Raw genomic sequence first — 26,138 nt, 5'->3', positions numbered from 1 at the left:
ATGGATGTTTATCCAGTAAAAATTCCTTTTCAAAACTTTACGTTTACGTTAAGGTTCAAAAGGTGTATAATAGAAACAGAAACGACAAGAGGGGGATTCACCTTGGAATGGATGAAGATTGATCAAGTTGCCAAACGAAGCGGATTGACAAAACGAACCATTCGTTTTTACGAGGAGATTGGTTTGATTCCTGCACCTAAACGGACAGAAGGCGGCGTCCGGCTTTACTCTGAAGATGATATGGAGGAGCTCGAAAAAGTCACCAGCACAAAAGAAGTGCTCGGTTTTTCCCTTCAGGAGCTTCAGCAGTTTATGGAGATGAGCCGTCAGCTGGAATTAAACAAAGAGGGGTACTTGTTGTCACTGGATCCGAAGGAACGGAAAGCAAAGCTGGAAGAGATTCAGCACGCATTGAACCACCAGCTTGAGATGATTGATGAGAAGATCGGCACATTTCTGCATTTTAAAGAGCGCCTTAACGGAATGAAAGAAAAAGCTGACCGCGCCATTCAATCAATCGAATGATTTTGCTGTAAACGCTATGAAGATAGCGTTTCTTTTAATGGATTAAATAGGAGGTCTGATCAAATGGATACATCATCACAACAGAAAACAGGCTTATTCAGCCAGCCGAAAGCCGTTTGGGCGGTTGCGTTTGCCTGTGTGATTTCCTTTATGGGAATCGGACTCGTCGACCCGATTCTTCCGGCGATTGCCGCACAATTACATGCTTCACCTAGTGAAGTATCTCTGTTATTTACAAGTTATTTACTCGTTACCGGTTTTATGATGTTTTTCTCCGGCGCGATTTCCAGCCGGATCGGCGCGAAATGGACGCTGCTTCTCGGACTTATTTTTATCATCGTGTTTGCCGCCCTTGGCGGAAGCTCAAGTTCAATCGCTCAGCTTGTCGGCTATCGCGGCGGCTGGGGGCTTGGGAATGCTCTCTTTATTTCAACCGCGCTTGCCGTCATTGTCGGGGTATCTGTCGGCGGCAGCGCCAAAGCGATTATTTTGTATGAGGCCGCGCTCGGCTTGGGGATTTCCGTCGGGCCGCTTGCTGGCGGAGAGCTTGGCAGCATTTCATGGCGCGCTCCGTTCTTCGGAGTGTCTGTCCTGATGTTTATAGCGCTTTGCGCGATTTCACTCATGCTGCCGAAGCTTCCGAAACCGGCGAAGCGCGTCGGTGTGTTTGATGCGATGAAGGCGCTCAAATATAAAGGCCTTTTGACAATGGCAGTATCGGCATTCTTATACAACTTTGGATTTTTTATTTTGCTTGCTTATTCTCCGTTCGTTCTGGATTTAGATGAACACGGTCTTGGATACGTCTTCTTCGGCTGGGGGTTATTGCTGGCAATTACGTCAGTCTTTACGGCGCCGCTCTTGCACAAAGCGCTGGGAACAGTGCGTTCGCTCGTCGTTCTCTTTATCGCCTTTGCGGTCATTCTCATCGTTATGGGGATCTGGACTGACCATCAGACATTGATCATTACATGTATCGTTGTCGCCGGTGCCGTGCTCGGTATGGTGAATACGATCATGACAACCGCTGTGATGGGTTCTGCGCCGGTTGAACGTTCAATCGCGTCTTCAGCCTACAGCTCAGTCCGCTTTATCGGCGGTGCGCTCGCTCCGTGGATTGCCGGAATGCTGTCAGAACACTTTACCGCAAGCACACCATATACAGTTGGCGGGATCGTCGTTTTTGTCGGCATGCTTGTCCTTCTCATAGGACGCAAACATCTCTCCGGAATAAAAGCCGGACATTAAGAAAAAAAGGAACTTCCGCACAGGCGGGAGTTCCTTTTTGTGTTTACAGCACTTTCGTCGTCCAAGACTCGCAGTTCCATGTTTCCGTCGCGATATCCATATAGAACTCAGGTTCGTGGGAAATGAGCAGAATGGAGCCTTTGTATTCTTTCAGCGCGCGTTTCAGCTCTTCTTTCGCATCGACATCCAGGTGGTTTGTCGGCTCGTCAAGCACGAGCAGATTTGTTTCTGAATTGATCAGCTTGCACAGTCTGACCTTCGCTTTTTCTCCTCCGCTTAATACGGAGACGCGGCTTTCAATGTGTTTAGTGGTCAGGCCGCATTTGGCGAGGGCGGCGCGGATTTCGTACTGGGTAAAGGAAGGAAATTCGCTCCACACTTCTTCGATGCACGTATTGTTATTGGTTTCTTTTACTTCCTGCTCGAAATAGCCTGTGTATTGATGCTCGCCGCGTTCCACCGTGCCTTCCAGCGGCTGAATTTCACCGAGCAGGCTTTTTAACAGCGTCGTTTTCCCGATGCCGTTCGCGCCGTACAGGGCGACTTTCTGTCCGCGTTCCATTCTGAGGTTGAGCGGACGTGACAGCGGGGTATCGTAGCCGATGACTAAGTCCTTCGTTTCAAAAATCAGCTTGCCTGACGTTCTCGCCGGCTTGAAATGGAATTCCGGTTTCGGTTTTTCAGCCGCCAGTTCAATCATATCCATCTTATCGAGTTTCTTTTGGCGGGACATCGCCATATTTCTCGTGCTGACCCGCGCTTTGTTGCGGGCGACGAAATCTTTCAGCTCTGCGACTTCCTGCTGCTGCTTTTTGTAGGCCGCTTCGAGCTGCTGTTTTTTCACCTCGTATACTTCCATAAACTGATGGTAGTCGCCGACATAACGCGTCAGCTCTTGATTTTCCACATGATAAATCAAATTGATCACGCTGTTTAAAAACGGAATGTCGTGAGAAATTAAGATGAACGCATTTTCATATTCCTGCAAATAGCGTTTCAGCCATTCAATATGCTGCTCATCAAGGTAGTTGGTCGGTTCGTCCAACAGGAGGATTTCCGGTTTTTCCAAAAGCAGCTTGGCGAGGAGCACTTTCGTCCGCTGTCCGCCGCTTAAGTCAGTGACATCGCGGTCAAGGCCGACATCCTGCAGGCCGAGGCCGCGGGCGATTTCTTCAACTTTGCTGTCAATCACGTAGAAATCATTATTTGTCAGGGCGTCCTGAATGACACCGACATCTTCAAGCAGCTGCTCAAGCTCATCGGGGTCCGCTTCGCCCATTTTGTTGTAAATCTCATTCATTTCTTCTTCCATCGCAAATAAGTAATGGAACGCATCTTTCAGCACGTCGCGGATCGTTTTGCCTTTTTCAAGCACGGTATGCTGATCGAGATAGCCGACGCGCACGTTTTTCGCCCATTCAACCTTTCCCTCATCAGGCTCAAGCTTTCCGGTAATAATATTCATAAACGTTGATTTACCTTCGCCGTTAGCTCCGATTAAGCCGACGTGCTCCCCTTTTAAAAGACGGAACGATACATTGTTAAAAAGCGCACGGTCACCGAAGCCGTGGCTTAAATCTTTTACGGATAAAATACTCATCATTACACCTCTATCGTTATCAGACACGTTTTTTCATTATGTGTCTTTCTCATTAATGATTATAAAGGAGGAGACCGTTTGTTAAAAGGCTTGGAAGGAAAAAGAAAATTGCGTTTGCCGCGTGCATTTGAGATACTATGGAGTAGATTTTAAGAATTGAGGAGAACGACATGACCCAAACATGGCCATTTTTACAGCATACACAACCATTTATCGCCGAAAACTGGAAGGCGTCTGGCTTTCAGAAGCCGACCGACATTCAGGAAAAAGCCGCTCAGGTGATCATGGAAGGGAAAGACGTCATCGCCGAATCCCCGACGGGAACGGGAAAAACATTGGCGTATACGCTTCCGGTTCTGGAGCGGATCAATCCGGAGCAAAAACATCCGCAAGTGATTATTTTAGCGCCGTCCCGCGAGCTTGTGATGCAGATTTTTCAGGTGATTCAGGATTGGACAAAAGGCGCCGATCTTCGCGCCTTGTCTTTAATCGGCGGAGCAAACGTGAAAAAGCAGGTGGAAAAGCTCAAAAATAAACCGCATATCATTGCAGGCACACCGGGCAGGGTGCTCGAATTGATTCAGGCGAAAAAGCTGAAAATGCATGAAGTCAAGACGATCGTTCTTGATGAAGCAGATCAGCTCGTGACAAAGGAACACCGCGAAACAATGAAAAAAATCATTAAAACGACGCTGAAAGACCGCCAGCTTTTAAGCTTTTCTGCTACGCTGCAGCCGGAGACAGAAGAGGTGCTGAATGGAATTGCACACGAACCGGCCGTTTTGAAGGTGGAGCGGAATACGGCGGAAAAAGCGCGCGTCACGCATCAATATCTCGTCTGCGATCAGCGGGATAAAGTGAAGCTATTGCAAAAGCTGTCACGGCTGAACGGCATGCAGGCGCTCGTGTTCGTCAGAGATATCGGCAATTTAAGCGTCTATGCGGAAAAACTCGCCTATCATCACGTGGATCTCGGCATCCTGCACGGAGAAGCGAAAAAAATGGAGCGGGCAAAGATATTATCAGCGTTTGAACGAGGAGAATTTCCGCTGCTTCTGGCGACTGACATAGCGGCGCGCGGACTCGATATCGACGATCTTCCGTACGTCATTCACGCGGACATCCCGAATGAAGACGGGTACATTCACAGATCAGGCCGGACGGGGCGGGCCGGTAAAGAAGGAACGGTACTCAGCCTTGTCACGCCGATGGAAGAATCCAAACTGAAAAAGATGGCCAAATCACTCGGAATTGAGCTGAAAGAGGCCGTTTATTCAGGCGGAAAATTATCTGAGAAATAAGAAACGGAGGGCGGGAAGCCCTTCGTTTTTTGTTGTGAAATAATAGAAAAGGTTCGCGCGGGGGGCGGGAAGATGGTTTCAATAGACAGATTTCAAAAATTGAAGGAACGTGAGCTGAAAATACTTGAGCACTGGTTTAAAAACGATAATATCCGACGGAGAATGGATGCGATGCTGCCATTAGATGCGTGGTATGCACGATTGAATAAAGATGAAGATGATACTGTCCTTATGGCATATGACGGGCAGCTGACGGCAGGCATAGTCTCTATAGAGTTTGTGGAGGAACGGGTGTATATCGGATTGATCGTCAATCCATTGTGCCAGCTTCAAGGGTACGGAAAACGGATATTGCAAAAACTCCTGACTGACCCTGGGTTTACCAGTGTGCGGGAATGGGCGGCAAGCATCGAAAAAGACAATCGAATCAGTTTAGCCTGCTTTCAAGCAGCGGGATTCACTTTGGAAGATACGGAGCCGGATGAAGACGGCTTTCTGACTTTGATTCTTCGCAGCTGATCCGAAAAAGCAGAAAAGGAGGGGACAAAGCCCTCCTTTTTTTCATCATCATGTTAACTTGGATCACTGGCCTTGATGATCTGTTTGCCTTTGTTTTCTCCTTTAAACAAACCGAGAAACGCGTCAGGAATATGGCTGAATCCTTCCGTAATCGTTTCTTCATAATGAAGCTTCCCGTCTTTGAGCCATTCAGCCAATTGTTTCGCGCCTTCGGAAAAGCGGTCAGCATAATCACCGACGATGAATCCCTGCATCAGCGCTTTAGTTTTGATCAGTTTCGGCTGTACGCGGGGGCCCATGTCTTCCTCTTCACTTTCGGTATTATATGAAGAGATCGCTCCGCATACCGGAATGCGGGCGAATTCATTCAGCAGGTTTATCACCGCATCTGAAATCGGTCCGCCGACATTGTCAAAATAGACATCGACGCCGTCAGGGCATGCCTGTTCAAGCGCTTTTTGAATATCATCCGCCGTTTTGTAATTAATGGCTTCATCAAATTGAAGCTTCTCTTTCAGATACGCGATTTTTTCGTCAGAACCGGCGATGCCGACAACCCGCGCGCCTTTGATTTTGGCAATCTGCCCGACCGTTGAGCCGACGGCGCCCGCAGCCCCTGAAACGACGACGGTTTCGCCTTTTTTCGGACGGCCGATATCGAGCAGCCCGAAGTAAGCGGTCAGTCCGGTCATCCCTAAAATGCCGAGATACGCCGAGGCGGGTGCGATATCCGTGTCCAGTTTGCGGAGGGCGGACTCATTCACTGCTGAGTATTCCTGCCATGCGAGATTCCCGATCACGATATCGCCTTTTTTCAGCTTATTGCCGTCTGTGAGAACCTCGGCAATCACTCCGCCTGTTATGGCTTCATCTAAAGCGAACGGCTCGACATATGATTTTGTATCCTGCATTCGTCCGCGCATGTACGGATCAACGGACACATAATTTGTTTTTACAAGCACTTCACCGTCTTGCGGCTCGGGAACGGCAATCGTTTCAAAACGGAAATCGTCATGGGCGGGAACGCCTTTAGGGCGTCTCGCCAATTGAATCTGCTGCTGATTTTTCGGCATGATGCATCCTCCTTCAACATGAGTGTTTGTTCCAAATGTAACACGAACCATTTCCCGAATACAAAATCAAACCGTCGGCCGGCAACAAAAAAAGAAGGGCCCGGGCCCTTCTTTCCTATGCGTCATTTAATAGAACAGCCGGAACATCTCAGTGTTTTTCTCATGTTCCAAATATTCATAGGCATTTGTTTTAGAAGAATGAAGCATGTCAGCGTTAATGACGGGCTGAAGCGTGGTCAGATAAGTACCCAGCGTATTCTCAATTTCTTTCGGCAGAACGGATTCGATATCACCGATATTGATAATAATAGAGAAAACGAAATCAATATTAATATGAAAGGTATCTTCAGCAAAGGCCGTAAGCTCTTTTATTCCATCCGGGCAGCGGGTATGCCGGCGGAATACCTGTTTCACTAAATCACTGACAACCCAAGCGTTAAATCGCTGTTCCGGTGAAAAATAATGAATAGGAACCACCTCCCTGCGTGATCGGCTCTTGAAAATTTTTATTTTTCTGATAAAAGCAGCTTCTCCTACTGTAACATGTCCCGGAAGAAAATATCCACCGACAATCTGCCCGATTTTTCACTGAACGCTCTTTCTTTTGTTTGGCACTTGGTGAAGCGGGTAAACACACAATATACAAAAACAAAAGGGAGGACTTCTCAATGAAACCGGTAGTAAGAGAGTATACAAACGATCAAAAACTGATGCAGGACGTAAAAGAGCTTCAGCAAATGGGTGTCGCAAAAGAAGATGTATACGTGCTTGCTCATGATGACGACAGAACGGAACGACTGGCCGACAATACGGATGTTAATACCATCGGAGCAAAAGAAACGGGCATTAAACACGCGGTCGGCAATATGTTTAATAAAAAGGGCGACGAGCTCCGCAACAAAATTCACGAAATCGGCTTTTCAGAAGAGGAAGCGTCACAATTTGAAAAGCGCTTAGATGAAGGAAAAGTTCTTCTGTTTGTCACGGATAACGAAAAAGTAAAATCATGGGCGTAAGCCGATCAGGTCCCAAGGGGTTTCGGTCCCTTGGGATTTTTTTGCGGTTTCCGCAATAAAACCGAAAGACACATTCTGTACATTTTCGGTGCTGTTTCTCAACTGATTTGATACAATTCGGTTGTAATAAATTGGAATCGAAAATCAGGAGGAACACAATTCATGAAAAAAATGTTATTTATGCTGGCGGTTTGTTTATTGATGATTCCTGCGGGTGTCCATGCCGCTGACCTTGGCCGGCAGACGTTAGGAGCAAATGACGGCTGGGGAGCCGCTTCCGGCGGGACAACCGGCGGCGCGAAAGCCTCTTCATCGAATGTATACACCGTATCAAACAGACAGCAGCTCGTTTCTGCATTAGGGGGAAGCGCCAACAGCACGCCGAAGATTATTTACATACAAGGCACAATCAATATGAATACCGACGACCGCAATAAAACGCTCGGCTTTCAAGATTATAAAGATCCGGCGTATGATCTCAACGCCTATTTGAAGGCGTACGATCCGGATAAATGGGGGAAAAAAGCACCGTCAGGCACCCAGGAAGACGCCAGACAGCGATCCCAAAAAAACCAGAAAGCGCGGGTCGTGATTGATATCCCTTCAAATACGACGATCATCGGGTCAGGCTCAAACGCCAAAGTGACAGGCGGAAATTTTAATATGAAGAACGGCGTCGACAACGTCATCATCCGCAACATCGAATTTCAAGACGCATACGACTATTTTCCGCAATGGGACCCGACTGACGGCAGCAGCGGCAACTGGAACTCGGAATATGACAATATTACCATTAACGGCGCGACGCACGTCTGGATCGACCATTGCACTTTCAATGACGGATCGAATCCCGACAGCGGTTTTCCCTACTATTACGGGAGAAAATATCAGCACCATGACGGCCAGACGGATATAGCCAACGGGGCGAATTATATGACATTATCCTATAATAAATATCATGACCATGACAAAGGCTCCGTCATCGGAAACAGCGACAGCAAGACGTCGGATGAAGGAAAACTGAAGGTGACCCTTCACCATAACTATTACCAGAACATCGTCCAGCGCGCCCCGCGGGTCCGGTACGGGCAGGTTCATATTTATAATAATTTTTACGCAGGCTCGAAAAGCGCCGCATACCCGTTCAGTTATGCATGGGGCGCAGGATATGCGTCAAAAATATATGCACAGAATAATGTTTTTGAGGTGCCGGGTCTGGCTGCTGGTAAGGTCATCAGTGTCTTCAGCGGCGGAAAAGCGCTTCATGAAGAGGGCACTCTTTTAAACGGCGCTGCCATTAACGCGTCAGCCGCCAACGGATTAAGTCAGTCTGTCGGCTGGACACCGGCATTGCACGGCTCTATCGGCTCATCCGCAAATGTAAAACCGGATGTTATATCTAAAGCCGGTTCGGGTACGTTAAAATAAGAAACACAAAGGAATATTTCCCTTTGTGTTTTTTAATTAACAAAAACGTTTATTAACTTAGTTAAGTAGTAAAATGGAATGGGGGATGGAAGACAACAAAATAGGAGGAGACCTGTAATGGCTTCAGAAAAAGACGCAAAAAAACAGCAGGCGGTAAAAATCATTCCTTTGCTTATTACTGTTGCTGTGGGATTAATCATTTGGTTTATTCCCGCGCCGTCCGGACTTGAACCTAAAGCATGGCATTTGTTCGCTATTTTTGTCGCAACAATTATCGGCTTTATCTCCAAGCCCTTGCCAATGGGCGCAATTGCAATTTTTGCATTGGCAGTCACCGCGTTAACGGGAACGCTTTCTATTGAAAATACGTTAAGCGGATTTGGAAACAAGACAATCTGGCTGATTGTCATCGCCTTTTTTATTTCCCGGGGATTTATCAAAACCGGGCTCGGCGCCAGGATTTCTTACGTATTCGTACAACGGTTCGGGAAGAAAACACTCGGCCTTTCTTATTCACTGCTGTTCAGTGATTTAATTTTATCACCTGCCATTCCGAGTAACACGGCACGGGCGGGCGGCATTATTTTTCCTATTATCAGATCATTATCCGAAACTTTCGGGTCAACGCCGGCAGACGGAACAGAGCGGAAAATCGGCGCTTTCTTATTAAAGACCGGTTTCCAAGGAAACTTGATTACGTCTGCGATGTTTTTGACGGCAATGGCGGCGAACCCGCTGATCGCCAAGCTGGCCCACGATGTCGCAGGGGTGGACATCACATGGACAAGCTGGGCAATTGCGGCCATTGTCCCGGGATTGGCGAGCTTAATCATTACACCGCTTGTCATTTATAAGCTGTATCCGCCGGAAATTAAAGAAACACCGGATGCGGCTAAAATCGCAACGGAAAAATTGAAAGAAATGGGTCCGTTTAAAAAATCCGAGCTCTCCATGGTCATCGTCTTTTTATTGGTGCTTGCGCTGTGGATTTTCGGAGGAAGCTTAAATATCGACGCAACGACGACGGCCCTGATCGGATTATCCGTTTTGCTTTTGTCACAGGTATTAACATGGGAGGACATCAAAAAGGAACAAGGTGCGTGGGATACACTGACTTGGTTCGCGGCGCTTGTGATGCTGGCGAATTTCCTGAATGAACTCGGCATGGTGTCTTGGTTCAGTAATATGATGAAATCCTCTGTTTCCGGTTTTTCATGGATTGTGGCATTTATGATTCTGATCGTTGTGTATTATTACACCCATTACTTCTTTGCGAGCGCAACCGCGCATATCAGCGCCATGTATGCGGCATTTCTCGCCGTCATCGTGGCGGCAGGCGCTCCGCCGTTATTGGCGGCGCTCAGCCTGGCGTTTTTCAGCAACCTTTTCGGTTCGACGACGCATTACGGCTCAGGAGCGGCTCCGGTCTTTTTCGGAGCGGGCTATATTTCGCAAAGCAAATGGTGGTCCATCGGCTTTATCCTGTCAATCGTCCATATTGTGACATGGCTTGTGATTGGCGGATTATGGTGGAAAGTATTAGGTTTATGGTAGAAGAAAAAAGGCAGACTCAGGTCTGCCTTTTTTTGTTTTGATAAGAGGCGGGAAGGCCCTGCACATGATGGCTTCAGCGTGAATACAATATAGCCGGGGTGATAATATGAGCAGCGGCCGTAATCAATACATGATATTGAAACAGAAACCTTACAAATATATGAGCAGACATATGAAACGCTGGTATGAACAATTACTATATGATAATGAAAAAACGGAAATAGTGACGGAAAAACAGTTTCCGTCTTTAGATGAAAATCGATCTGCCCTGTGCGTGCCCCAGATGCGGGGTCCCGAAGGCAAAAGAGGCCCCGCCGGCTCCCGCGGTCCGCAAGGGGAAGCAGGTCCGCCCGGTCCCCCGGGGCCTGAGGGTCCGCCCGGTGCGGTTCCGGCTGTAGCTTTTCAAAATACAGCAGAACAAATGACGATTCCGTTAGAAGGAACACCGATAAATGTATTAAGCACTGTGGTAGATGCGCCGACAGATCAATTGGTAAAAACGGATGCCGTCATACAAGTAAATGTGGAATTAGATCTGCTCGCTTCTAATTTTTCATTAGACTTAGCTGTCGATCTCCAAAGAAATGGGGTATCTATTCAAACACTAAGACAAGAGCTGAACCTCTTTTCTTCAGGCGGGCAAATCTTGGGGATTCCTTTTACGTACATCGAGGAAATGACGGCGGGAGAAACAGCTGCGTATCAGCTCTTTTTATCTGTACTGTCTTCGAATCATGTCACACAAGTCACAGCGGCAAACCGTTCCCTCATTGCAACGGGATTCCCCATTCAAGGATCGGACTAAGGTGATGAATAGAAATCACCTTTTTTATTTAGGTTGTCAAAAGACAGCCCGTATTAATATGCTGTCTTAAAAAGTAAGGTTATCCGCAACAGAAAGGAGAGGGAAAAAGCTTGAATGAATAATCCGATTATAAATGGGAGCTTTGAAACCGGTACATTAGAGGGTTGGAGTTCGGCAAATACCCAGATTAACAGTTTGTTTGCACATTCAGGGAGATATTCTGCACAATTTATTGGAACTCAGCCATATGCTTACCTCAGTCAAATCATCCCCATTTCAGCTCAGTCACTGACTCTATTCGTATCACTGGCAACGCTCGGAAATGAGCCAAGTCCCCAGGTAACCCTCCAGATCATATATGTCAGCGCAGCAGGTGAACAAATCAGTTCCGTTCAAGAAAATATCACACCCGGAAATTTGCCGAACGTGCTCTTTCATACATGGTCTGAAATCTATAAAACAAGCAGTGTGCCCTCTGGCGCGGCCTCTGCTGTCATTGTATTAAGTAAAGTTTCTTCCGGTACGGTTTTAATAGACGATGTTTCATTGGCACAAACCGGGGGTGAACCTGGCGTTACAGGCCCCACAGGAGCAACTGGGGTAACCGGATCAACAGGTCCAACGGGTGCAACCGGCTCAACCGGATCGACTGGAATCACCGGGTCAACCGGTCCAACTGGAGTAACCGGAGTAACGGGAGCAACTGGAGCAACGGGTGCAAGAGGAGCAACCGGATCGACTGGAATCACCGGGTCAACCGGTCCAACTGGAGTAACCGGAGTAACGGGAGCAACAGGTCCAACGGGTGCAACCGGCTCAACCGGATCGACTGGAATCACCGGGTCAACCGGTCCAACTGGAGTAACCGGAGTAACGGGAGCAACGGGTGCAAGAGGAGCAACCGGATCGACTGGAATCACCGGGTCAACCGGTCCAACTGGAGTAACAGGAACAACAGGAGCAACAGGTCCAACGGGTGCAACCGGCTCAACCGGATCGACTGGAATCACCGGGTCAACAGGTCCAACTGGAGTAACCGGAGTAACGGGAGCAACGGGTGCAAGAGGAGCAACCGGATCGACTGGAATCACCGGGTCAACAGGTCCAACTGGTATAACAGGATCAACAGGAGTAACAGGTCCAACGGGTGCAACCGGCTCAACTGGATCGACTGGAATCACCGGGTCAACCGGTCCAACTGGTATAACAGGATCAACAGGAGTAACAGGTCCAACGGGTGCAACCGGCTCAACTGGATCGACTGGAATCACCGGGTCAACAGGTCCAACTGGTATAACAGGATCAACAGGAGTAACAGGAGTAACAGGTCCAACGGGTGCAACCGGCTCAACTGGATCGACTGGGATCACCGGGTCAACCGGTCCAACTGGAGTAACAGGAACAACAGGAGCAACAGGTCCAACGGGTGCAACCGGCTCAACCGGATCGACTGGAATCACCGGGTCAACCGGTCCAACTGGAGTAACTGGAGTAACAGGAGTAACAGGTCCAACGGGTGCAACCGGCTCAACCGGATCGACTGGGATCACAGGGTCAACCGGTCCAACTGGAGTAACAGGAACAACAGGAGCAACTGGTGTAACAGGGGCAACAGGAGAAACAGGAGCAACAGGCTCAACTGGAGTGACTGGAGAAACTGGCCCAACGGGTCCAACCGGATCGACTGGCTCAACTGGTATAACAGGGGCAACAGGCCCAACGGGTGCAACCGGGGCAACAGGAGTAACAGGAGAAACTGGCCCAACAGGTCCAACCGGATCGACTGGCTTAACTGGAGCAACAGGAGTAACCGGCTCAACTGGAGCAACAGGCTCAACCGGAGCAACTGGAGAAACCGGCCCAACGGGTGCAACCGGGGAAACAGGTCCAACCGGAGCAACAGGAGTAACTGGTGTAACCGGAGCGACCGGAGAAACCGGCCCAACGGGAGCAACCGGGGAAACAGGTCCAACAGGAACAACAGGAGTAACGGGTGCAACAGGCTCAACTGGAGTGACTGGAGAAACTGGTCCAACGGGTCCAACCGGGTCAACAGGACCAACCGGAGCAACTGGCCCAACAGGAGTAACTGGCGTAACGGGTCCAACTGGAGAAACAGGTCCAACAGGAGCAACTGGTGTAACAGGATCAACAGGAGAAACCGGGGCAACCGGAGCAACAGGAGTAACTGGTCCAACCGGATCGACTGGCTTAACTGGAGCAACAGGAGTAACCGGCTCAACCGGAGCGACCGGAGTAACCGGCCCAACCGGAGCAACAGGCTCAACCGGAGCAACAGGAGTAACTGGTCCAACCGGATCGACTGGCTTAACTGGAGCAACCGGAGTAACCGGCTCAACTGGAGCAACAGGCTCAACCGGAGCAACTGGAGAAACCGGCCCAACGGGTGCAACCGGGGAAACAGGTCCAACCGGAGCAACAGGAGTAACTGGTGTAACCGGAGCGACCGGAGAAACCGGCCCAACGGGAGCAACCGGGGAAACAGGTCCAACAGGAACAACAGGAGTAACGGGTGCAACAGGCTCAACTGGAGTGACTGGAGAAACTGGTCCAACGGGTCCAACCGGGTCAACAGGACCAACCGGAGCAACTGGCCCAACAGGAGTAACTGGCGTAACGGGTCCAACTGGAGAAACAGGTCCAACAGGAGCAACTGGTGTAACAGGATCAACAGGAGAAACCGGGGCAACCGGAGCAACAGGAGTAACTGGTCCAACCGGATCGACTGGCTTAACTGGAGCAACAGGAGTAACCGGCTCAACCGGAGCGACCGGAGTAACCGGCCCAACCGGAGCAACAGGCTCAACCGGAGCAACAGGAGTAACTGGTCCAACCGGATCGACTGGCTTAACTGGAGCAACCGGAGTAACCGGCTCAACTGGAGCAACAGGCTCAACCGGAGCAACTGGAGAAACCGGCCCAACGGGTGCAACCGGGGAAACAGGTCCAACCGGAGCAACAGGAGTAACTGGTGTAACCGGAGCGACCGGAGAAACCGGCCCAACGGGAGCAACCGGGGAAACAGGTCCAACAGGAACAACAGGAGTAACGGGTGCAACAGGCTCAACTGGAGTGACTGGAGAAACTGGTCCAACGGGTCCAACCGGGTCAACAGGACCAACCGGAGCAACTGGCCCAACAGGAGTAACTGGCGTAACGGGTCCAACTGGAGAAACAGGTCCAACAGGAGCAACTGGTGTAACAGGATCAACAGGAGAAACCGGGGCAACCGGAGCAACAGGAGTAACTGGTCCAACCGGATCGACTGGCTTAACTGGAGCAACAGGAGTAACCGGCTCAACCGGAGCGACCGGAGTAACCGGCCCAACCGGAGCAACAGGCTCAACCGGAGCAACAGGAGTAACTGGTCCAACCGGATCGACTGGCTTAACTGGAGCAACCGGAGTAACCGGCTCAACCGGAGCGACCGGAGTAACCGGCCCAACAGGAACAACCGGGGCAACTGGTGTAACAGGGGCAACAGGAGAAACAGGAGCAACCGGGGCAACAGGCCCAACCGGAGCAACAGGCTCAACCGGAGTGACTGGAGAAACCGGCCCAACAGGATCGACTGGCTTAACTGGAGCAACAGGAGTAACCGGAGTAACCGGCTCAACTGGAGCAACAGGAGCGACCGGAGTAACAGGAGAAACCGGCCCAACGGGTCCAACCGGAGCAACTGGCGTAACGGGTCCAACTGGAGAAACAGGTCCAACAGGAGAAACTGGTGTAACAGGAGCAACAGGAGAAACCGGCCCGACAGGAGCAACAGGCTCAACTGGAGTGACTGGAGAAACTGGCCCAACAGGTGCAACTGGCTTAACAGGAGTAACAGGCTCAACGGGTCCAACCGGAGCAACAGGCCCAACTGGCCCAACTGGAGTAACAGGAACAACAGGATCAACCGGTCCAACGGGTGCAACCGGATCAACAGGAGTAACTGGTGTAACCGGATCAACCGGGGCAACCGGAGCAACTGGTGTAACCGGATCGACAGGAGTAACAGGAGCAACCGGGGAAACTGGAGTAACAGGAGCAACAGGCCCAACCGGAGTAACAGGAGCAACCGGAGCAACCGGGGTAACGGGAGCAACCGGAGCAACCGGATCAACCGGAGCAACGGGTGCAACCGGAGCAACAGGGCCAACGGGTCCAACCGGAGTAACCGGCCCAACCGGGGAAGCTGGAGTAACGGGAGCAACCGGGGAAACTGGTGTAACGGGAGCAACAGGGGAAACTGGAGTAACAGGTGAAACTGGGGCAACCGGGGAAACCGGAGCCACTGGGGCAACGGGATCGACCGGGGAAACTGGAGCAACAGGAGAAACCGGCTCAACTGGAGCAACAGGAGCGACCGGAGTAACAGGAGAAACCGGCCCAACGGGTCCAACCGGAGCAACAGGCTCAACCGGAGTGACTGGAGAAACCGGCCCAACGGGTCCAACCGGGTCAACAGGACCAACCGGAGCAACTGGCGTAACGGGTCCAACTGGAGAAACAGGTCCAACAGGAGAAACTGGTGTAACAGGATCAACAGGAGAAACCGGCCCGACAGGAGCAACAGGCTCAACAGGAGCGACAGGAGAAACCGGCCCAACGGGAGCAACCGGGGCAACAGGTCCAACAGGAACAACAGGAGTAACGGGAGCAACAGGCTCAACTGGAGTGACTGGAGAAACTGGTCCAACAGGACCAACCGGATCGACTGGCTTAACTGGAGCAACAGGTGTAGCCGGTGTAACGGGTCCAACTGGAGAAACAGGATCAACAGGGGCAACCGGAGTAACAGGAGTAACGGGAGCCACCGGAGTAACGGGAGCAACCGGGGCAACAGGTCCAACCGGAGTAACAGGAACAACTGGGATAACAGGAGCCACAGGTCCAACTGGAGTAACGGGAGCAACCGGGGCAACAGGAGCAACTGGGGTAACTGGAGCAACCGGCTCCACCGGAGTAACAGGTGTAACTGGAGCAACAGGATTAACCGGTTCAACAGGTCCAACCGGCGCCACAGGCAGTGCACCAACCTTGCTCTTCACAAGAACTAATGGGCCGCTCACTGTTTATCCGCCGTTAAATACAGAAGTTCCCGTTGCTACGCTGGCAATTCCAGTTAATGCTTTGCAGAATGTAAAGCTTGATTATGCACTCAGTGTCGCGTTAACAACTGCAGCAAATTCAAACTTTGTTTTTGAAGTGAGATTATATAGGGGAGCAGTACAAATTCATACAAGAACTCTGTCGCGAACTAGTACTACCGCAGCTACGGATAGTTTTTCGATTGCTGATACAACAGTGGATACTGCGCCGACCGCAGGAACGAACACTTACCAGCTCAGGGTTATTTTCACAACTGCTAATAATTTAACGACAGCAACTGCTCTCAATATTGATTTTAACAGCATAAATTTTCCGACAACCTCATGAAAATAGCAGTCTGATATTTTAAAGATGAAAGGCCTGACTGATACGCGGTTAGGTCTTTTTTTCCGTAAACGCTGTGCAACATACACTCTTAGAGACCAGTTGATCATTTAAATGGGTTTTTGAAACACCATTTGTTTTTGAAAAAATATTATGCAAGAAGAGGTGGTGTAATGAGAAAAGGAGATACTTGGTATAACAGATACGACTCTGGAGATTATGACTGCCGGTATTGTAATGATTGTTGCTGTCATTCCCAACATAAAAGAAGAAATCAAAGGCGCAGTTACCATAATCGAGCACATTGCTGTGAAGGATGCTGCTGTGAAAACTCTTGCTGACATGAAAGATGGTGTCCGTGCTGTCATCCAAATCATTATCATATGAGAGGCGCGACCGGAGCAACGGGGTTCACCGGAGCAACGGGGCTGACTGGAGCAACGGGGCTGACTGGAGCAACGGGGCTGACTGGAGCAACCGGAGTAACAGGCGACCCCGGAGTAACAGGGCCAACCGGGTTAACAGGAGCAACCGGGTTAACGGGAGCCACCGGAGTAACGGGAGTAACAGGGATAACCGGAGCCACCGGGGTAACAGGAGCCACCGGGGTAACAGGGCCAACCGGGTTAACAGGAGCAACTGGGTTAACAGGAGCAACAGGGATAACGGGAGCAACCGGGATAACGGGAGCAACCGGGGTAACGGGAGCCACTGGAATAACAGGAGCAACGGGGTTCACCGGGGCGACCGGAGTAACAGGCGACCCCGGAGTAACGGGAGCAACAGGGATAACCGGAGCCACCGGGATAACGGGAGCAACCGGGATAACCGGAGCAACTGGGGTAACCGGAGTAACGGGGGCAACTGGTGTAACCGGCGCTACCGGGGTAACCGGCTCAACGGGAGTAACCGGGATAACAGGAGCCACTGGTGTAACCGGAGCGACAGGAATAACAGGAGCAACAGGTTTAACCGGAGCCACTGGAGTAACGGGAGCAACCGGAGTAACGGGAGCAACCGGAGCAGGCTCGATCATTCCTTATGCTTCAGGTCTTCCGACTGCCGTGACCACGATTGCCGGCGGATTAATCGGAACGGTCAGCTTTCTTTTTTTTGTTATATAAATCCTCAAAAGTGAAAATATGCCTATCATCCTTTTTGAAAATCGGCAAGAGAAAAAGATCACGAAAATTCTTAAAAATAAAAAATAAGGATATAAAAAGTGGTATGATTTTAGGAGGAAAGGACGGCTGGTGCTGTGTTGGAAGAGAAACGGTTTTATGTCTCTCTGCAAATGAAAATCGCCGGATTAATTACGGCTTTATTAATACTTGTCATCGGAACGCTTACTGTTATATTTGCCTTTCAGCAATTAAAGGAAGGCCAGAAGCAGGCGGAACAGCTGGCGGTGCAGACGGCAAAAACCATATCATACATGCCGCCTGTAAAAGAGGCATTCCGGCTTGCGGATCAAAATGCTTTTAAAAAGTTAGACGTCATTGAACAAATGAAAGAACAGGCAGGTGCGCACGCCGTCTACATGACCGATCAAAAAGGGCGTGCCGTGTTTCATTCGGACCGCAGCAGCATTCCGAAAGACAATCAAAATCTGAAAAACAAAGCCGTCATGTTCGGCGGGGCTCCGGTTTCTGACGGAATGAAGGCCGTCCGGGGAAGCGCACCGGTTATTCTGGAGGAAAAAAATCATAACGAAGTCGTCGGAACGGTGACAGTCGAGTTTCTGCAAGATGAGATAGAAAAAGATATGAAAGCGCATTTGCGGCACTTAAGCTATTTTGCATGTTTGGTGTTTCTTATCGGCATCGGAGGAGCAGCGGCGCTCGCAAAAAGCATCCGTAAAGATACACTCGGCCTTGAACCGCATGAAATTGCGGCGCTGTACCGGGAGCGGAATGCGATGCTCCTTGCGATTAAAGAAGGGATTATCGCCGTAAACAAAGAAGGCGCGGTGACCATGATGAATTTGTCTGCGGCTGATATGCTGCATCTTCCTGAACCGATGATCGGAAGGCATATAAAAGAAATCATGCCGGGCGCAAGGCTCATGCCGGTTTTTGCAGGCGGAGAATTACCGCCGAACGTGGAGGTGCGAGCCGGGGATAAAGTGTTTATCTTAAACGTGAAAGAGATGAGACAGGCCGGGCAAGTATACGGAGCGGTCATAAGCTTTCGCGAAAAAACGGAGCTCAAGAAGCTGATTAACGAGCTGACTGAAATAAAAAAATACTCGGAAGATCTCCGTGCGCAAACGCATGAATTCTCGAATAAGCTTTACGCGATACTCGGTCTGTTGGAACTGGGAGAATACGATGAAGCCATTGAACTGATTAAAGAAGAGTACGCCATCCAGAATGAACAGCACGAAATCCTCTTTCAAAACATTCATTCACAGCGGGTTCAGGCCATACTATTAGGAAAAATGGGAAAGGCATCTGAGAAGAAAGTGAAGCTTTCAATAGATGAAAACAGCTTTTTAGAATCGCTGCCGGCGCATGTGGGCTCATCCCAGCTCATTACAATCATCGGAAATCTCATTGATAACGCTTTCGAAGCCGTCGCCGAAAAAGAGAAAAAAGAGGTATCCTTTTTTATGACCGATATCGGAAGGGATATTGTCATAGAAGTGGCGGACTCAGGAGACGGGGTGCCTCAGGAAAAAACAGAAACGATATTTGAAAAGGGATACTCTTCAAAGGGGACAAGGAGAGGATACGGCTTAGCCAATCTGAAGGAAGCCGTCAGTGAATTGCAGGGATGGATAGAGATTTCGCAGCAAAAGAGCGGCGGTGCCGTATTTACGGTGTTTATACCGAAAGAAAGGCCAAAGGGGGAATCCGTGTGATTAACATCGCGATTGCAGAGGACGACTTTCGAATCGCGCAAATCCATGAAAAATTTATCGAACATCTTGATGGATTCAATGTCATCGGCAAAGCAATCAATGCCAAAGACACCATATCGCTGCTTGAGAACCGGCAGCCTGATCTGCTGCTTTTGGATATTTATATGCCGGATGAGCTGGGAACAGATTTGCTTCCGCTCATCCGCTGCCGTTTTCCTTCTGTTGATATCATCATTATTACGGCTTCTGCCGAAACAAGACTGCTGCAGGAAGCGCTCAGATCAGGCGTTTCCCACTATGTCATAAAGCCGGTTTCGGCACATAAATTTACAGAAGTGCTTTTACAGTACCGTGAAAAAAGAGAATGGCTGCACTCACAGCCGGAGCTGAGCCAGTCCGTCATCGATATGTTTTTCGGAAGCGGCCAGAAAGAACAAAAACAGCTCAATGATCTGCCCAAAGGCATTAATTCTATTACACTCCAAAAGATAAAAAACGCGCTCAGGACTGCCGAAAAAGGGATGACGGCTGAAGAACTGGGTGAAAAAATGGGGGCTTCCAGAACAACGGCGCGGCGCTACGCCGAGTTTCTCGTTTCTCAGGAAGAAGCGCTCGCTGAATTAGAGTACGGCATTATCGGCAGGCCGGAACGGAAATATTATTTAGCACATGAATAAGGGAGGGGAGAAATGAAGCGGTTGGGAGTGCTCCTTGTTTTGCTGGCGGCGCTGGTTTCATTTGACGGACGGCAGATGGCGGGCATCCGCTCAGCCGGAGGGCCGATTGAAATCGTCGTACCCGCAGCGCCTCAAGGGGGCTGGGATGTAACGGCAAAAGCTTTGCAATCGGTAATAGAGCGGAAGCATATATTAGACCGGCCCGTAAAGATTGTCTATAAGCCCGGCGGAGGCGGAGACAGCGGCTGGAAATATGTAAACGAACGAAAAACGGATGTCATCAGTATGAATTCAAGCCTGCTGTTAAGCAATGAAATTTTAGGACAAAGCCGGCTGAAGGCAGATGATTTTACACCTTTGGCCATTATCGCAAAAGAGTGGCAGACTGTCGCTCTTCCGAAAGATTCAAAGATAAAAAGCGGAAAGCAGCTGCTCGGCGATATTAAAACACATCCGGGCGGCATAAAGATCGGATTTGCGCCCGGTCTCGGAAATGATGACCAGCTCTCCTTTGCGAGAGCCGCGGAAATGGCGGGAATTTCGCCGTTTGATATCCGCTTTTTTCAATACGGGAGCAGCAATGAAGTCATTGAAGCTCTTATCAACCACGATATAGATGCCGCCTCGATGACCATTTCAGAAGCGAGAGACACCTATGAGAAAGGAAAAATCACATTAGCGGCCGTTACTTCTGACAAAAGGCTTTCAGGCTTCAGCGATGTTCCGACATGGAAAGAACAGGGGGTGCCGTTTGTCTTTGCGCATTGGAGAGGCATCATGGGACCGAAAGACATGACCGAAGGCGAAATCGCTTATTGGGATCAGGCTTTGAAACAGATTACCTCATCTGCGGAGTGGAAACAAATGATGAAAAAACGGGATTGGGAGAGTTTTTATAAAAACAGCAGCGGCGCAAAACACTTTTTAGAAGAGCAGACCGAGTTTTATAAAGAAATGATGAGCAGCGAAAAATAAAGATTCCGCATATATGCGGAATCCTTTTTATTTATAAATGAACAAAATGAACGAAAAGGTTATAAAAAATTAAAAATCTTTAAAATCCAAAATATTTACTTCAATATGCAATTCTCATAATATAGCAAAAAGGCGGATAAAGGGGAATCGGGCCTTTAAAATGTAAGCGTATTCATAATAAGGGGGACATACTGTGTTAGCAATCTTAGGCTTTCTTATGATGGTTGTTTTTATGGTGCTGATTATGACAAAACGGCTTTCGGTGTTAACGGCGCTCGTATTGACGCCGATCGTATTTGCGCTGATTGCCGGCTTTTCATTTAATCGGGTCGGCGGGATGATGATCTCCGGTATTGAACAGGTGGCGCCGATTGCAGTCATGATTATGTTTGCGATTCTTTATTTCGGCATTATGATTGATACCGGTTTATTCGATCCGATGGTTGCGCGTATTTTAAAACTGGTCAAGGGCGATCCGCTCAAAATTGTTGTCGGAACAGCCGTGCTGACCATGCTTGTCGCGCTGGACGGAGACGGTTCGACGACGTATATGATTACAACTAGCGCAATGCTGCCTTTATATATCATGCTCGGAATCCGTCCGATTATTTTAGCAGGAATCGCCGGGGTCGGCATGGGGATTATGAACACGATTCCATGGGGCGGCGCGACGCCGCGTGCGGCGAGCGCGCTCGGCGTGGACCCGGCGGAGCTGACGGGACCGATGCTGCCTGTTATTGCGAGCGGCATGGTGTGTATGATTGCGGTCGCTTATGTACTCGGAAGGATGGAAAGGAAACGGCTCGGGGTGATCGAATTAAAGCAGCCGTCCCATACAAATGAAACGGCTGCGGCTGCGGAAGATGAATGGAAGCGGCCGAAACTGTGGTGGTTCAATTTACTGTTAACGCTTTCTTTAGTCGGGTTTTTAGTATCAGGAAAAGTGAATTTAACCGTGCTGTTCATCATCGCGTTTTGTATCGCGCTGATTGTCAATTATCCGAAGCTTAACGATCAAAGGGAGCGCATTTCAGCCCATTCGAGCAATGTGCTGGCGATCGGGTCGATGATTTTTGCCGCAGGCGTGTTTACCGGAATTTTAACGGGGACGAAGATGGTTGATGAAATGGCCATCTCTCTCGTTTCGCTTATTCCGGAGCAGCTGGGGGGATTTATTCCGGCGATTGTTGCCTTAACGAGCGGTATTTTTACATTTCTGATGCCCAATGACGCCTATTTTTACGGCGTACTGCCCATTTTGTCCGAAACCGCCGTGGCGTATGGTGTTGATAAGGTGGAAATCGCCCGCGCTTCAATTATCGGCCAGCCGATTCATATGTTAAGCCCGCTCGTGCCGTCGACGCATTTATTAGTCGGGCTTGCCGGGGTAACCATTGATGAGCATCAGAAATTTGCGATGAAATGGGCGGTTCTCGCCGTTATCGTCATGACTGCCTTTGCACTCCTTATCGGCGCGATCACGATTTTTTAACATAAAACAGCCTGTTCGTCGCACACTAAAGGCATCAGAGGAGGTGCCATGATGAGTGATCCGTTTATGCCGCTTTTTTCGGTTAAAAGCGGCGTCGGTTTTAAAGCGGCGGACGGCGTTTACGGACTGACCGTGCAGATTGCGAATGTTTACTTTATCGAAAATCCCTCAGCTCCGGGGGAAATCATTCTGGTTGACGCGGGAATGCCGCAATCGGCAGAAATGATTACAGATGAAATGAAACGCCGGTTCGGCGAGGGGTATCAGCTGAAGGCGGTCATTTTGACGCACGGCCATTTTGACCATGTCGGTGCGATGGAAGAGCTGCTTAAACTTTGGGATGTACCGGTTTATATTCATGAACAGGAGCTCCCGTACGTCACGGGAAAAGCGGATTACCCGCCTGCCAGGCCCGATGCGAAAAAAGGGCTTGTCGCAAAGCTGTCCCCGCTGTTTCCCCGCCATACGATCCGCATTCCGTCCGTTCAGGCGCTGCCTTCAGACGGCGCCGTTCCATTGCTTGAAGATTGGAAATGGATTCATACGCCCGGCCACACCCCCGGCCATATTTCATTATTCCGGGAGAAAGACCGCGTTCTGATTGCCGGTGATGCCGTGATCACTGTTGAACAGGAATCCCTTGCGGACGTTGTCATTCAAAAGCAAGAGCTTCACGGGCCGCCCGCCTATTTCACAGCGGATACGCAGACTGCGGCAGCATCCGTTCAAAAACTGGCTGAACTGGAGCCGGAAGCGCTTTTGACGGGTCATGGGATTCCGATGTCAGGAAAAAGCTACCGTGATGATTTGCTTACACTGGCTGAAAAACTGCATTCCGTTTTGTGAAACACCTGCGAAAATCACAGGTGTTTTTTCTTTGCACTTTCCAGTATGAGACAAAAAAACCATTGTGTTCACCCTTAAAAACGATACAATGGGAAGCAGATGTAAATTGAAGGAGAGAGTTTTTTGAAACATACGGAATTACTCTGGGATGAGGCGAAGGATTTTATTGAGGTCTGCTATCAGGAACTCGGCATGGAATCGCAAATCAATGCGCGTCTTCACGCGATAAAAGATGAGATAGATCGGACGGGCAGTTACGTCCATACGGCGGAAGAGCTTGAACACGGGGCGAAAATGGCATGGCGCAACAGCAACCGCTGTATCGGGCGTCTGTTCTGGCAATCGCTGAACGTCATTGACCGTCGCGGTGTGAATACGAAAGAAGAGGTGCGCGACGCTTTATTTGAACATATCGAAATCGCAACGAACGGCGGAAAAATTAAACCGACAATTACGATTTTCCCTCCTGAGAAGAATGGGGAGAAACAGGTGGAAATCTGGAATCATCAGCTCATCCGCTATGCGGGATATGAGACTGAAAAAGGAAGAATCGGCGATCCGGCATCGTATGAGCTGACGGCTGTCTGCGAAAAGCTCGGCTGGCGCGGAAAGCGGACTGATTTTGATATTTTGCCGCTGCTGTTCCGGATGAAAGGGGACGAGCAGCCGGTCTGGTACGACCTGCCTCAGGCTCTCGTGAAAGAGGTGCCGATCTCCCATCCTGATATAGTAGAGTTTGCCGATTTGAATATCAAATGGTACGGGGTTCCGATTATCGCCGATATGAGGCTTGAAATCGGCGGACTGTCGTACAACGCGGCGCCTTTTAACGGCTGGTATATGGGAACCGAAATCGGCGCAAGGAATCTCGCTGATGAGAAACGGTATGATCTGCTCAGAAAAATCGCGTCGGCCATAGGGATTTCATCCAGCCTGAATACCGACCTGTGGAAAGATCAGGTGCTTGTAGAACTGAATAAGGCAGTGCTCTATTCATACAAAAAACACGGTGTCAGCATTGTCGATCATCATACGGCGGCAAATCAATTTAAGCGCTTTGAAGAGCAGGAACAAGACGCGGGCAGAAAGCTGACGGGAGACTGGACCTGGCTGATTCCGCCGATCTCGCCGGCTTCCACCCACATTTTCCATACATCATACGACAATACGATTGTGAAGCCGAATTATTTTTATCAGGACAAGCCTTATCAGTAACTGATGGAAAAGGTGCGGTACCCTTTCAGTTGGCGTGATTCTTCGATGGTTACGCCTGTTACCTTTGAGAAGGGGCTGCCTTTTCTGACGGCTTCGGCAAAGTGTTTTAACGACTCTTCAGGGCCTTCGGCAAGGATTTCAACCCGGCCGTCATCGCGGTTTTTGACCCAGCCGGTAATCTTATGTCTGTCTGCTTCCATCTGGACGAAGTAGCGAAAACCGACGCCTTGAACCCGGCCGTCTGCAAACATATGATATTGAAGCATGGAAAAACCACCTTTTTCCTACTATGATAAAGGAAAGATATGATATTTCGCAAAGGATGTGAACGGGATGACGCAAGACTATTCTGTCTTATCTATCAATCTCGGAATGCCGGCAATTCATGAATTTGCCGGCAGACAAATCAATTCCGGCATCGTCAAGCGGCCTGCGGATTCTTCCGTCATGCTGTATAAAAACCATTTTGCGGGGGACGGACAAGCCGATCTGAAGAATCACGGCGGCGCTGATAAAGCGGTGTGCGTGTATCCCGCCGAGCATTATTCATATTGGGAAACAATGCTTGCGAGAAAGCTGCCCGCCGCAGCGTTCGGAGAGAATGTAACGGTCAAAGGGCTGGCCGAACAGGACGTATGGATCGGAGACGTGTTTCAGCTGGGCGAAGCCGTCGTGCAAGTAAGCCAGCCGCGCCAGCCCTGCGTCAAACTCGCCCTCAAGTACGGCATCAAAGATATGGTGCTCCGTGTACAGCAGACGGGATTTACCGGCTTTTATTTCAGGGTGCTTGAAGAAGGATATGTCGATCCGCATCCGGTCCTCAAGCGTTTGTCGCGAGGCAAAGAAAGCATTTCCGTCTGGTATGCGAATGAAGTGAAGTACCGTGATTCAGGCAATCTGCCGGCCATTGAAGAAGTGCTGCGGGAAGAAGCGCTGTCAGAAAGCTGGAGGGAGTCCTTCCTTAAAAAAAGAGACCGGCTCTTGAATGTATAGAAAAAAAGCCGTGCTGCACTGACAGCACGGCTGATTGACGTTATGCTTGTTTCTTTGTTTCCAGCAGATTGGCAAGGAAATACTTTTTGAAGCTTTGAAGCTTTCTTCCTTCATAGTGGGTAATTCCTTTTTTCTTTAATTCTTCTACATACCAGCCTTTACTGCCATAATGCATGTCAGAAAACTCCTTTCTCATTCTCCCTCAGGGGAGAGTTTCTTCAGTTTTTGCCAAACTTTTGGCATTGTAACATCTATAAAAAGACGCTGAAAAGGGGTAAAGCAAAAACTGAGCCTTTCGATTCAGAGATGTAAAGCTTTCTTACATATATATGTAAAGGGCGGTCTTTTCATGCTTAATGGCCGGTTAATTTTAACAGCACCGTGCCGAGTGTCATAATTCCGAATACGACGCCGAAATAAATCAGCATCCCCTTCTTTTTCTTCACCCCGTAAACGGTAAGAATGATGCTTTCAATAAAGAAAATAAACCCGAAGATAATAAACCACATGTTGAAAAATGGCTCCTTTCACAGACATATGTCCAGTGTAGCACATCTCTTGTC

The 26,138-nt window shown here is 49.4% G+C and carries 23 protein-coding genes and 1 pseudogene; 18 read left to right on the top strand and 6 right to left on the bottom strand.

Annotated elements, in window-relative coordinates:
- The first annotated feature begins 102 nt into the window (after positions 1-102).
- Positions 103-525 carry a MerR family transcriptional regulator gene (locus ACXN9U_RS10840; protein WP_489201635.1) on the top strand — a complete coding sequence of 141 codons (423 nt, stop codon included), beginning with the start codon at positions 103-105 and terminating at the stop codon, positions 523-525.
- Positions 526-588: 63 nt separating this feature from the next.
- Positions 589-1,773 (top strand): MFS transporter, encoded by a 1,185-nt coding sequence (locus tag ACXN9U_RS10835; protein ID WP_489201634.1) that lies wholly within the window; start codon positions 589-591, stop codon positions 1,771-1,773.
- A gap of 43 nt (positions 1,774-1,816) precedes the next feature.
- On the opposite strand, the gene ACXN9U_RS10830 is transcribed toward ACXN9U_RS10835, so the two are convergent.
- Positions 1,817-3,373: an ABC-F family ATP-binding cassette domain-containing protein gene (locus tag ACXN9U_RS10830; protein WP_012117051.1), complete on the bottom strand. Its 1,557-nt coding sequence runs from the start codon at positions 3,371-3,373 to the stop codon at positions 1,817-1,819.
- Between the two features lie 170 nt (positions 3,374-3,543).
- Here ACXN9U_RS10830 and ACXN9U_RS10825 point away from each other — a divergent pair, with 170 nt between their 5' ends.
- Positions 3,544-4,674, top strand: a complete 1,131-nt coding sequence (locus tag ACXN9U_RS10825; RefSeq protein ID WP_489201633.1) for a DEAD/DEAH box helicase — start codon at positions 3,544-3,546, stop codon at positions 4,672-4,674.
- 72 nt (positions 4,675-4,746) lie between these two features.
- Positions 4,747-5,193 (top strand): GNAT family N-acetyltransferase, encoded by a 447-nt coding sequence (locus ACXN9U_RS10820; protein WP_489201632.1) that lies wholly within the window; start codon positions 4,747-4,749, stop codon positions 5,191-5,193.
- A 53-nt stretch (positions 5,194-5,246) separates the two neighbouring features.
- Here the strand turns inward: ACXN9U_RS10820 and ACXN9U_RS10815 are convergent, their stop codons facing one another.
- Complete coding sequence (locus ACXN9U_RS10815) at positions 5,247-6,266, bottom strand: NADP-dependent oxidoreductase (protein WP_489201631.1); 1,020 nt, start codon at positions 6,264-6,266, stop codon at positions 5,247-5,249.
- A gap of 126 nt (positions 6,267-6,392) precedes the next feature.
- Positions 6,393-6,743: a DUF3212 family protein gene (locus ACXN9U_RS10810; RefSeq protein WP_060963349.1), complete on the bottom strand. Its 351-nt coding sequence runs from the start codon at positions 6,741-6,743 to the stop codon at positions 6,393-6,395.
- 191 nt (positions 6,744-6,934) lie between these two features.
- Here ACXN9U_RS10810 and ACXN9U_RS10805 point away from each other — a divergent pair, with 191 nt between their 5' ends.
- The 13 genes and pseudogenes from ACXN9U_RS10805 to nosA all read left to right on the top strand — a co-directional run bounded on the left by ACXN9U_RS10805 (position 6,935) and on the right by nosA (position 24,582).
- Positions 6,935-7,282: a YflT domain-containing protein gene (locus ACXN9U_RS10805; protein WP_489201630.1), complete on the top strand. Its 348-nt coding sequence runs from the start codon at positions 6,935-6,937 to the stop codon at positions 7,280-7,282.
- 162 nt (positions 7,283-7,444) lie between these two features.
- Complete coding sequence (locus ACXN9U_RS10800; protein ID WP_489201629.1) at positions 7,445-8,710, top strand: pectate lyase; 1,266 nt, start codon at positions 7,445-7,447, stop codon at positions 8,708-8,710.
- A gap of 117 nt (positions 8,711-8,827) precedes the next feature.
- A complete protein-coding gene (locus ACXN9U_RS10795; RefSeq protein ID WP_007408966.1) occupies positions 8,828-10,264 on the top strand; it encodes an anion permease in 1,437 nt (478 codons plus the stop codon).
- Between the two features lie 106 nt (positions 10,265-10,370).
- The gene (locus ACXN9U_RS10790) at positions 10,371-11,069 is read left to right on the top strand and encodes a hypothetical protein (protein WP_060963347.1); all 699 of its coding nucleotides are present in this window, start codon (positions 10,371-10,373) and stop codon (positions 11,067-11,069) included.
- A 114-nt stretch (positions 11,070-11,183) separates the two neighbouring features.
- The gene (locus tag ACXN9U_RS10785; protein WP_489202491.1) at positions 11,184-16,517 is read left to right on the top strand and encodes a beta strand repeat-containing protein; all 5,334 of its coding nucleotides are present in this window, start codon (positions 11,184-11,186) and stop codon (positions 16,515-16,517) included.
- A gap of 216 nt (positions 16,518-16,733) precedes the next feature.
- Complete coding sequence (locus tag ACXN9U_RS10780) at positions 16,734-16,901, top strand: hypothetical protein (RefSeq protein ID WP_489201628.1); 168 nt, start codon at positions 16,734-16,736, stop codon at positions 16,899-16,901.
- 2 nt (positions 16,902-16,903) lie between these two features.
- Positions 16,904-17,623: pseudogene (locus ACXN9U_RS10775) on the top strand (exosporium glycoprotein BclB-related protein); the annotation flags it as partial.
- A 149-nt stretch (positions 17,624-17,772) separates the two neighbouring features.
- Positions 17,773-19,377 carry a sensor histidine kinase gene (locus tag ACXN9U_RS10770; protein WP_060963345.1) on the top strand — a complete coding sequence of 535 codons (1,605 nt, stop codon included), beginning with the start codon at positions 17,773-17,775 and terminating at the stop codon, positions 19,375-19,377.
- Positions 19,374-20,054 carry a response regulator gene (locus ACXN9U_RS10765; protein WP_047476460.1) on the top strand — a complete coding sequence of 227 codons (681 nt, stop codon included), beginning with the start codon at positions 19,374-19,376 and terminating at the stop codon, positions 20,052-20,054. Before ACXN9U_RS10770 ends, ACXN9U_RS10765 begins: the two co-directional genes overlap by 4 nt.
- 12 nt (positions 20,055-20,066) lie before the next feature.
- Positions 20,067-21,029, top strand: coding sequence for a tripartite tricarboxylate transporter substrate binding protein (locus ACXN9U_RS10760; protein WP_060963343.1), 963 nt, complete (start codon positions 20,067-20,069; stop codon positions 21,027-21,029).
- 193 nt (positions 21,030-21,222) lie between these two features.
- Positions 21,223-22,521 carry an Mg(2+)/citrate complex secondary transporter CitM gene (gene citM / locus ACXN9U_RS10755; RefSeq protein WP_016936787.1) on the top strand — a complete coding sequence of 433 codons (1,299 nt, stop codon included), beginning with the start codon at positions 21,223-21,225 and terminating at the stop codon, positions 22,519-22,521.
- Between the two features lie 51 nt (positions 22,522-22,572).
- Positions 22,573-23,367: an MBL fold metallo-hydrolase gene (locus ACXN9U_RS10750; RefSeq protein WP_489201627.1), complete on the top strand. Its 795-nt coding sequence runs from the start codon at positions 22,573-22,575 to the stop codon at positions 23,365-23,367.
- A 123-nt stretch (positions 23,368-23,490) separates the two neighbouring features.
- Complete coding sequence (nosA, locus tag ACXN9U_RS10745; protein WP_060963342.1) at positions 23,491-24,582, top strand: nitric oxide synthase; 1,092 nt, start codon at positions 23,491-23,493, stop codon at positions 24,580-24,582.
- Here nosA and ACXN9U_RS10740 read toward each other — a convergent pair.
- Positions 24,576-24,848, bottom strand: coding sequence for an acylphosphatase (locus tag ACXN9U_RS10740; protein ID WP_060963341.1), 273 nt, complete (start codon positions 24,846-24,848; stop codon positions 24,576-24,578). The genes nosA and ACXN9U_RS10740 overlap by 7 nt on opposite strands.
- Positions 24,849-24,915: 67 nt before the next feature.
- Here ACXN9U_RS10740 and ACXN9U_RS10735 point away from each other — a divergent pair, with 67 nt between their 5' ends.
- A complete protein-coding gene (locus ACXN9U_RS10735) occupies positions 24,916-25,575 on the top strand; it encodes an MOSC domain-containing protein (RefSeq protein ID WP_060963340.1) in 660 nt (219 codons plus the stop codon).
- A 40-nt stretch (positions 25,576-25,615) separates the two neighbouring features.
- On the opposite strand, the gene ACXN9U_RS10730 is transcribed toward ACXN9U_RS10735, so the two are convergent.
- Together ACXN9U_RS10730 and ACXN9U_RS10725 are read right to left on the bottom strand one after the other, a co-directional pair.
- Positions 25,616-25,750 carry a YflJ family protein gene (locus ACXN9U_RS10730; protein ID WP_003155609.1) on the bottom strand — a complete coding sequence of 45 codons (135 nt, stop codon included), beginning with the start codon at positions 25,748-25,750 and terminating at the stop codon, positions 25,616-25,618.
- Between the two features lie 178 nt (positions 25,751-25,928).
- Positions 25,929-26,084: a hypothetical protein gene (locus ACXN9U_RS10725; RefSeq protein WP_003155608.1), complete on the bottom strand. Its 156-nt coding sequence runs from the start codon at positions 26,082-26,084 to the stop codon at positions 25,929-25,931.
- Positions 26,085-26,138 lie beyond the last annotated feature (54 nt).

Source organism: Bacillus sp. BACIII (genome assembly GCF_057836745.1).
The sequence above is the reverse complement of the archived record's forward strand: the minus strand, read 5'-3'. Positions and strand labels throughout refer to the sequence as shown.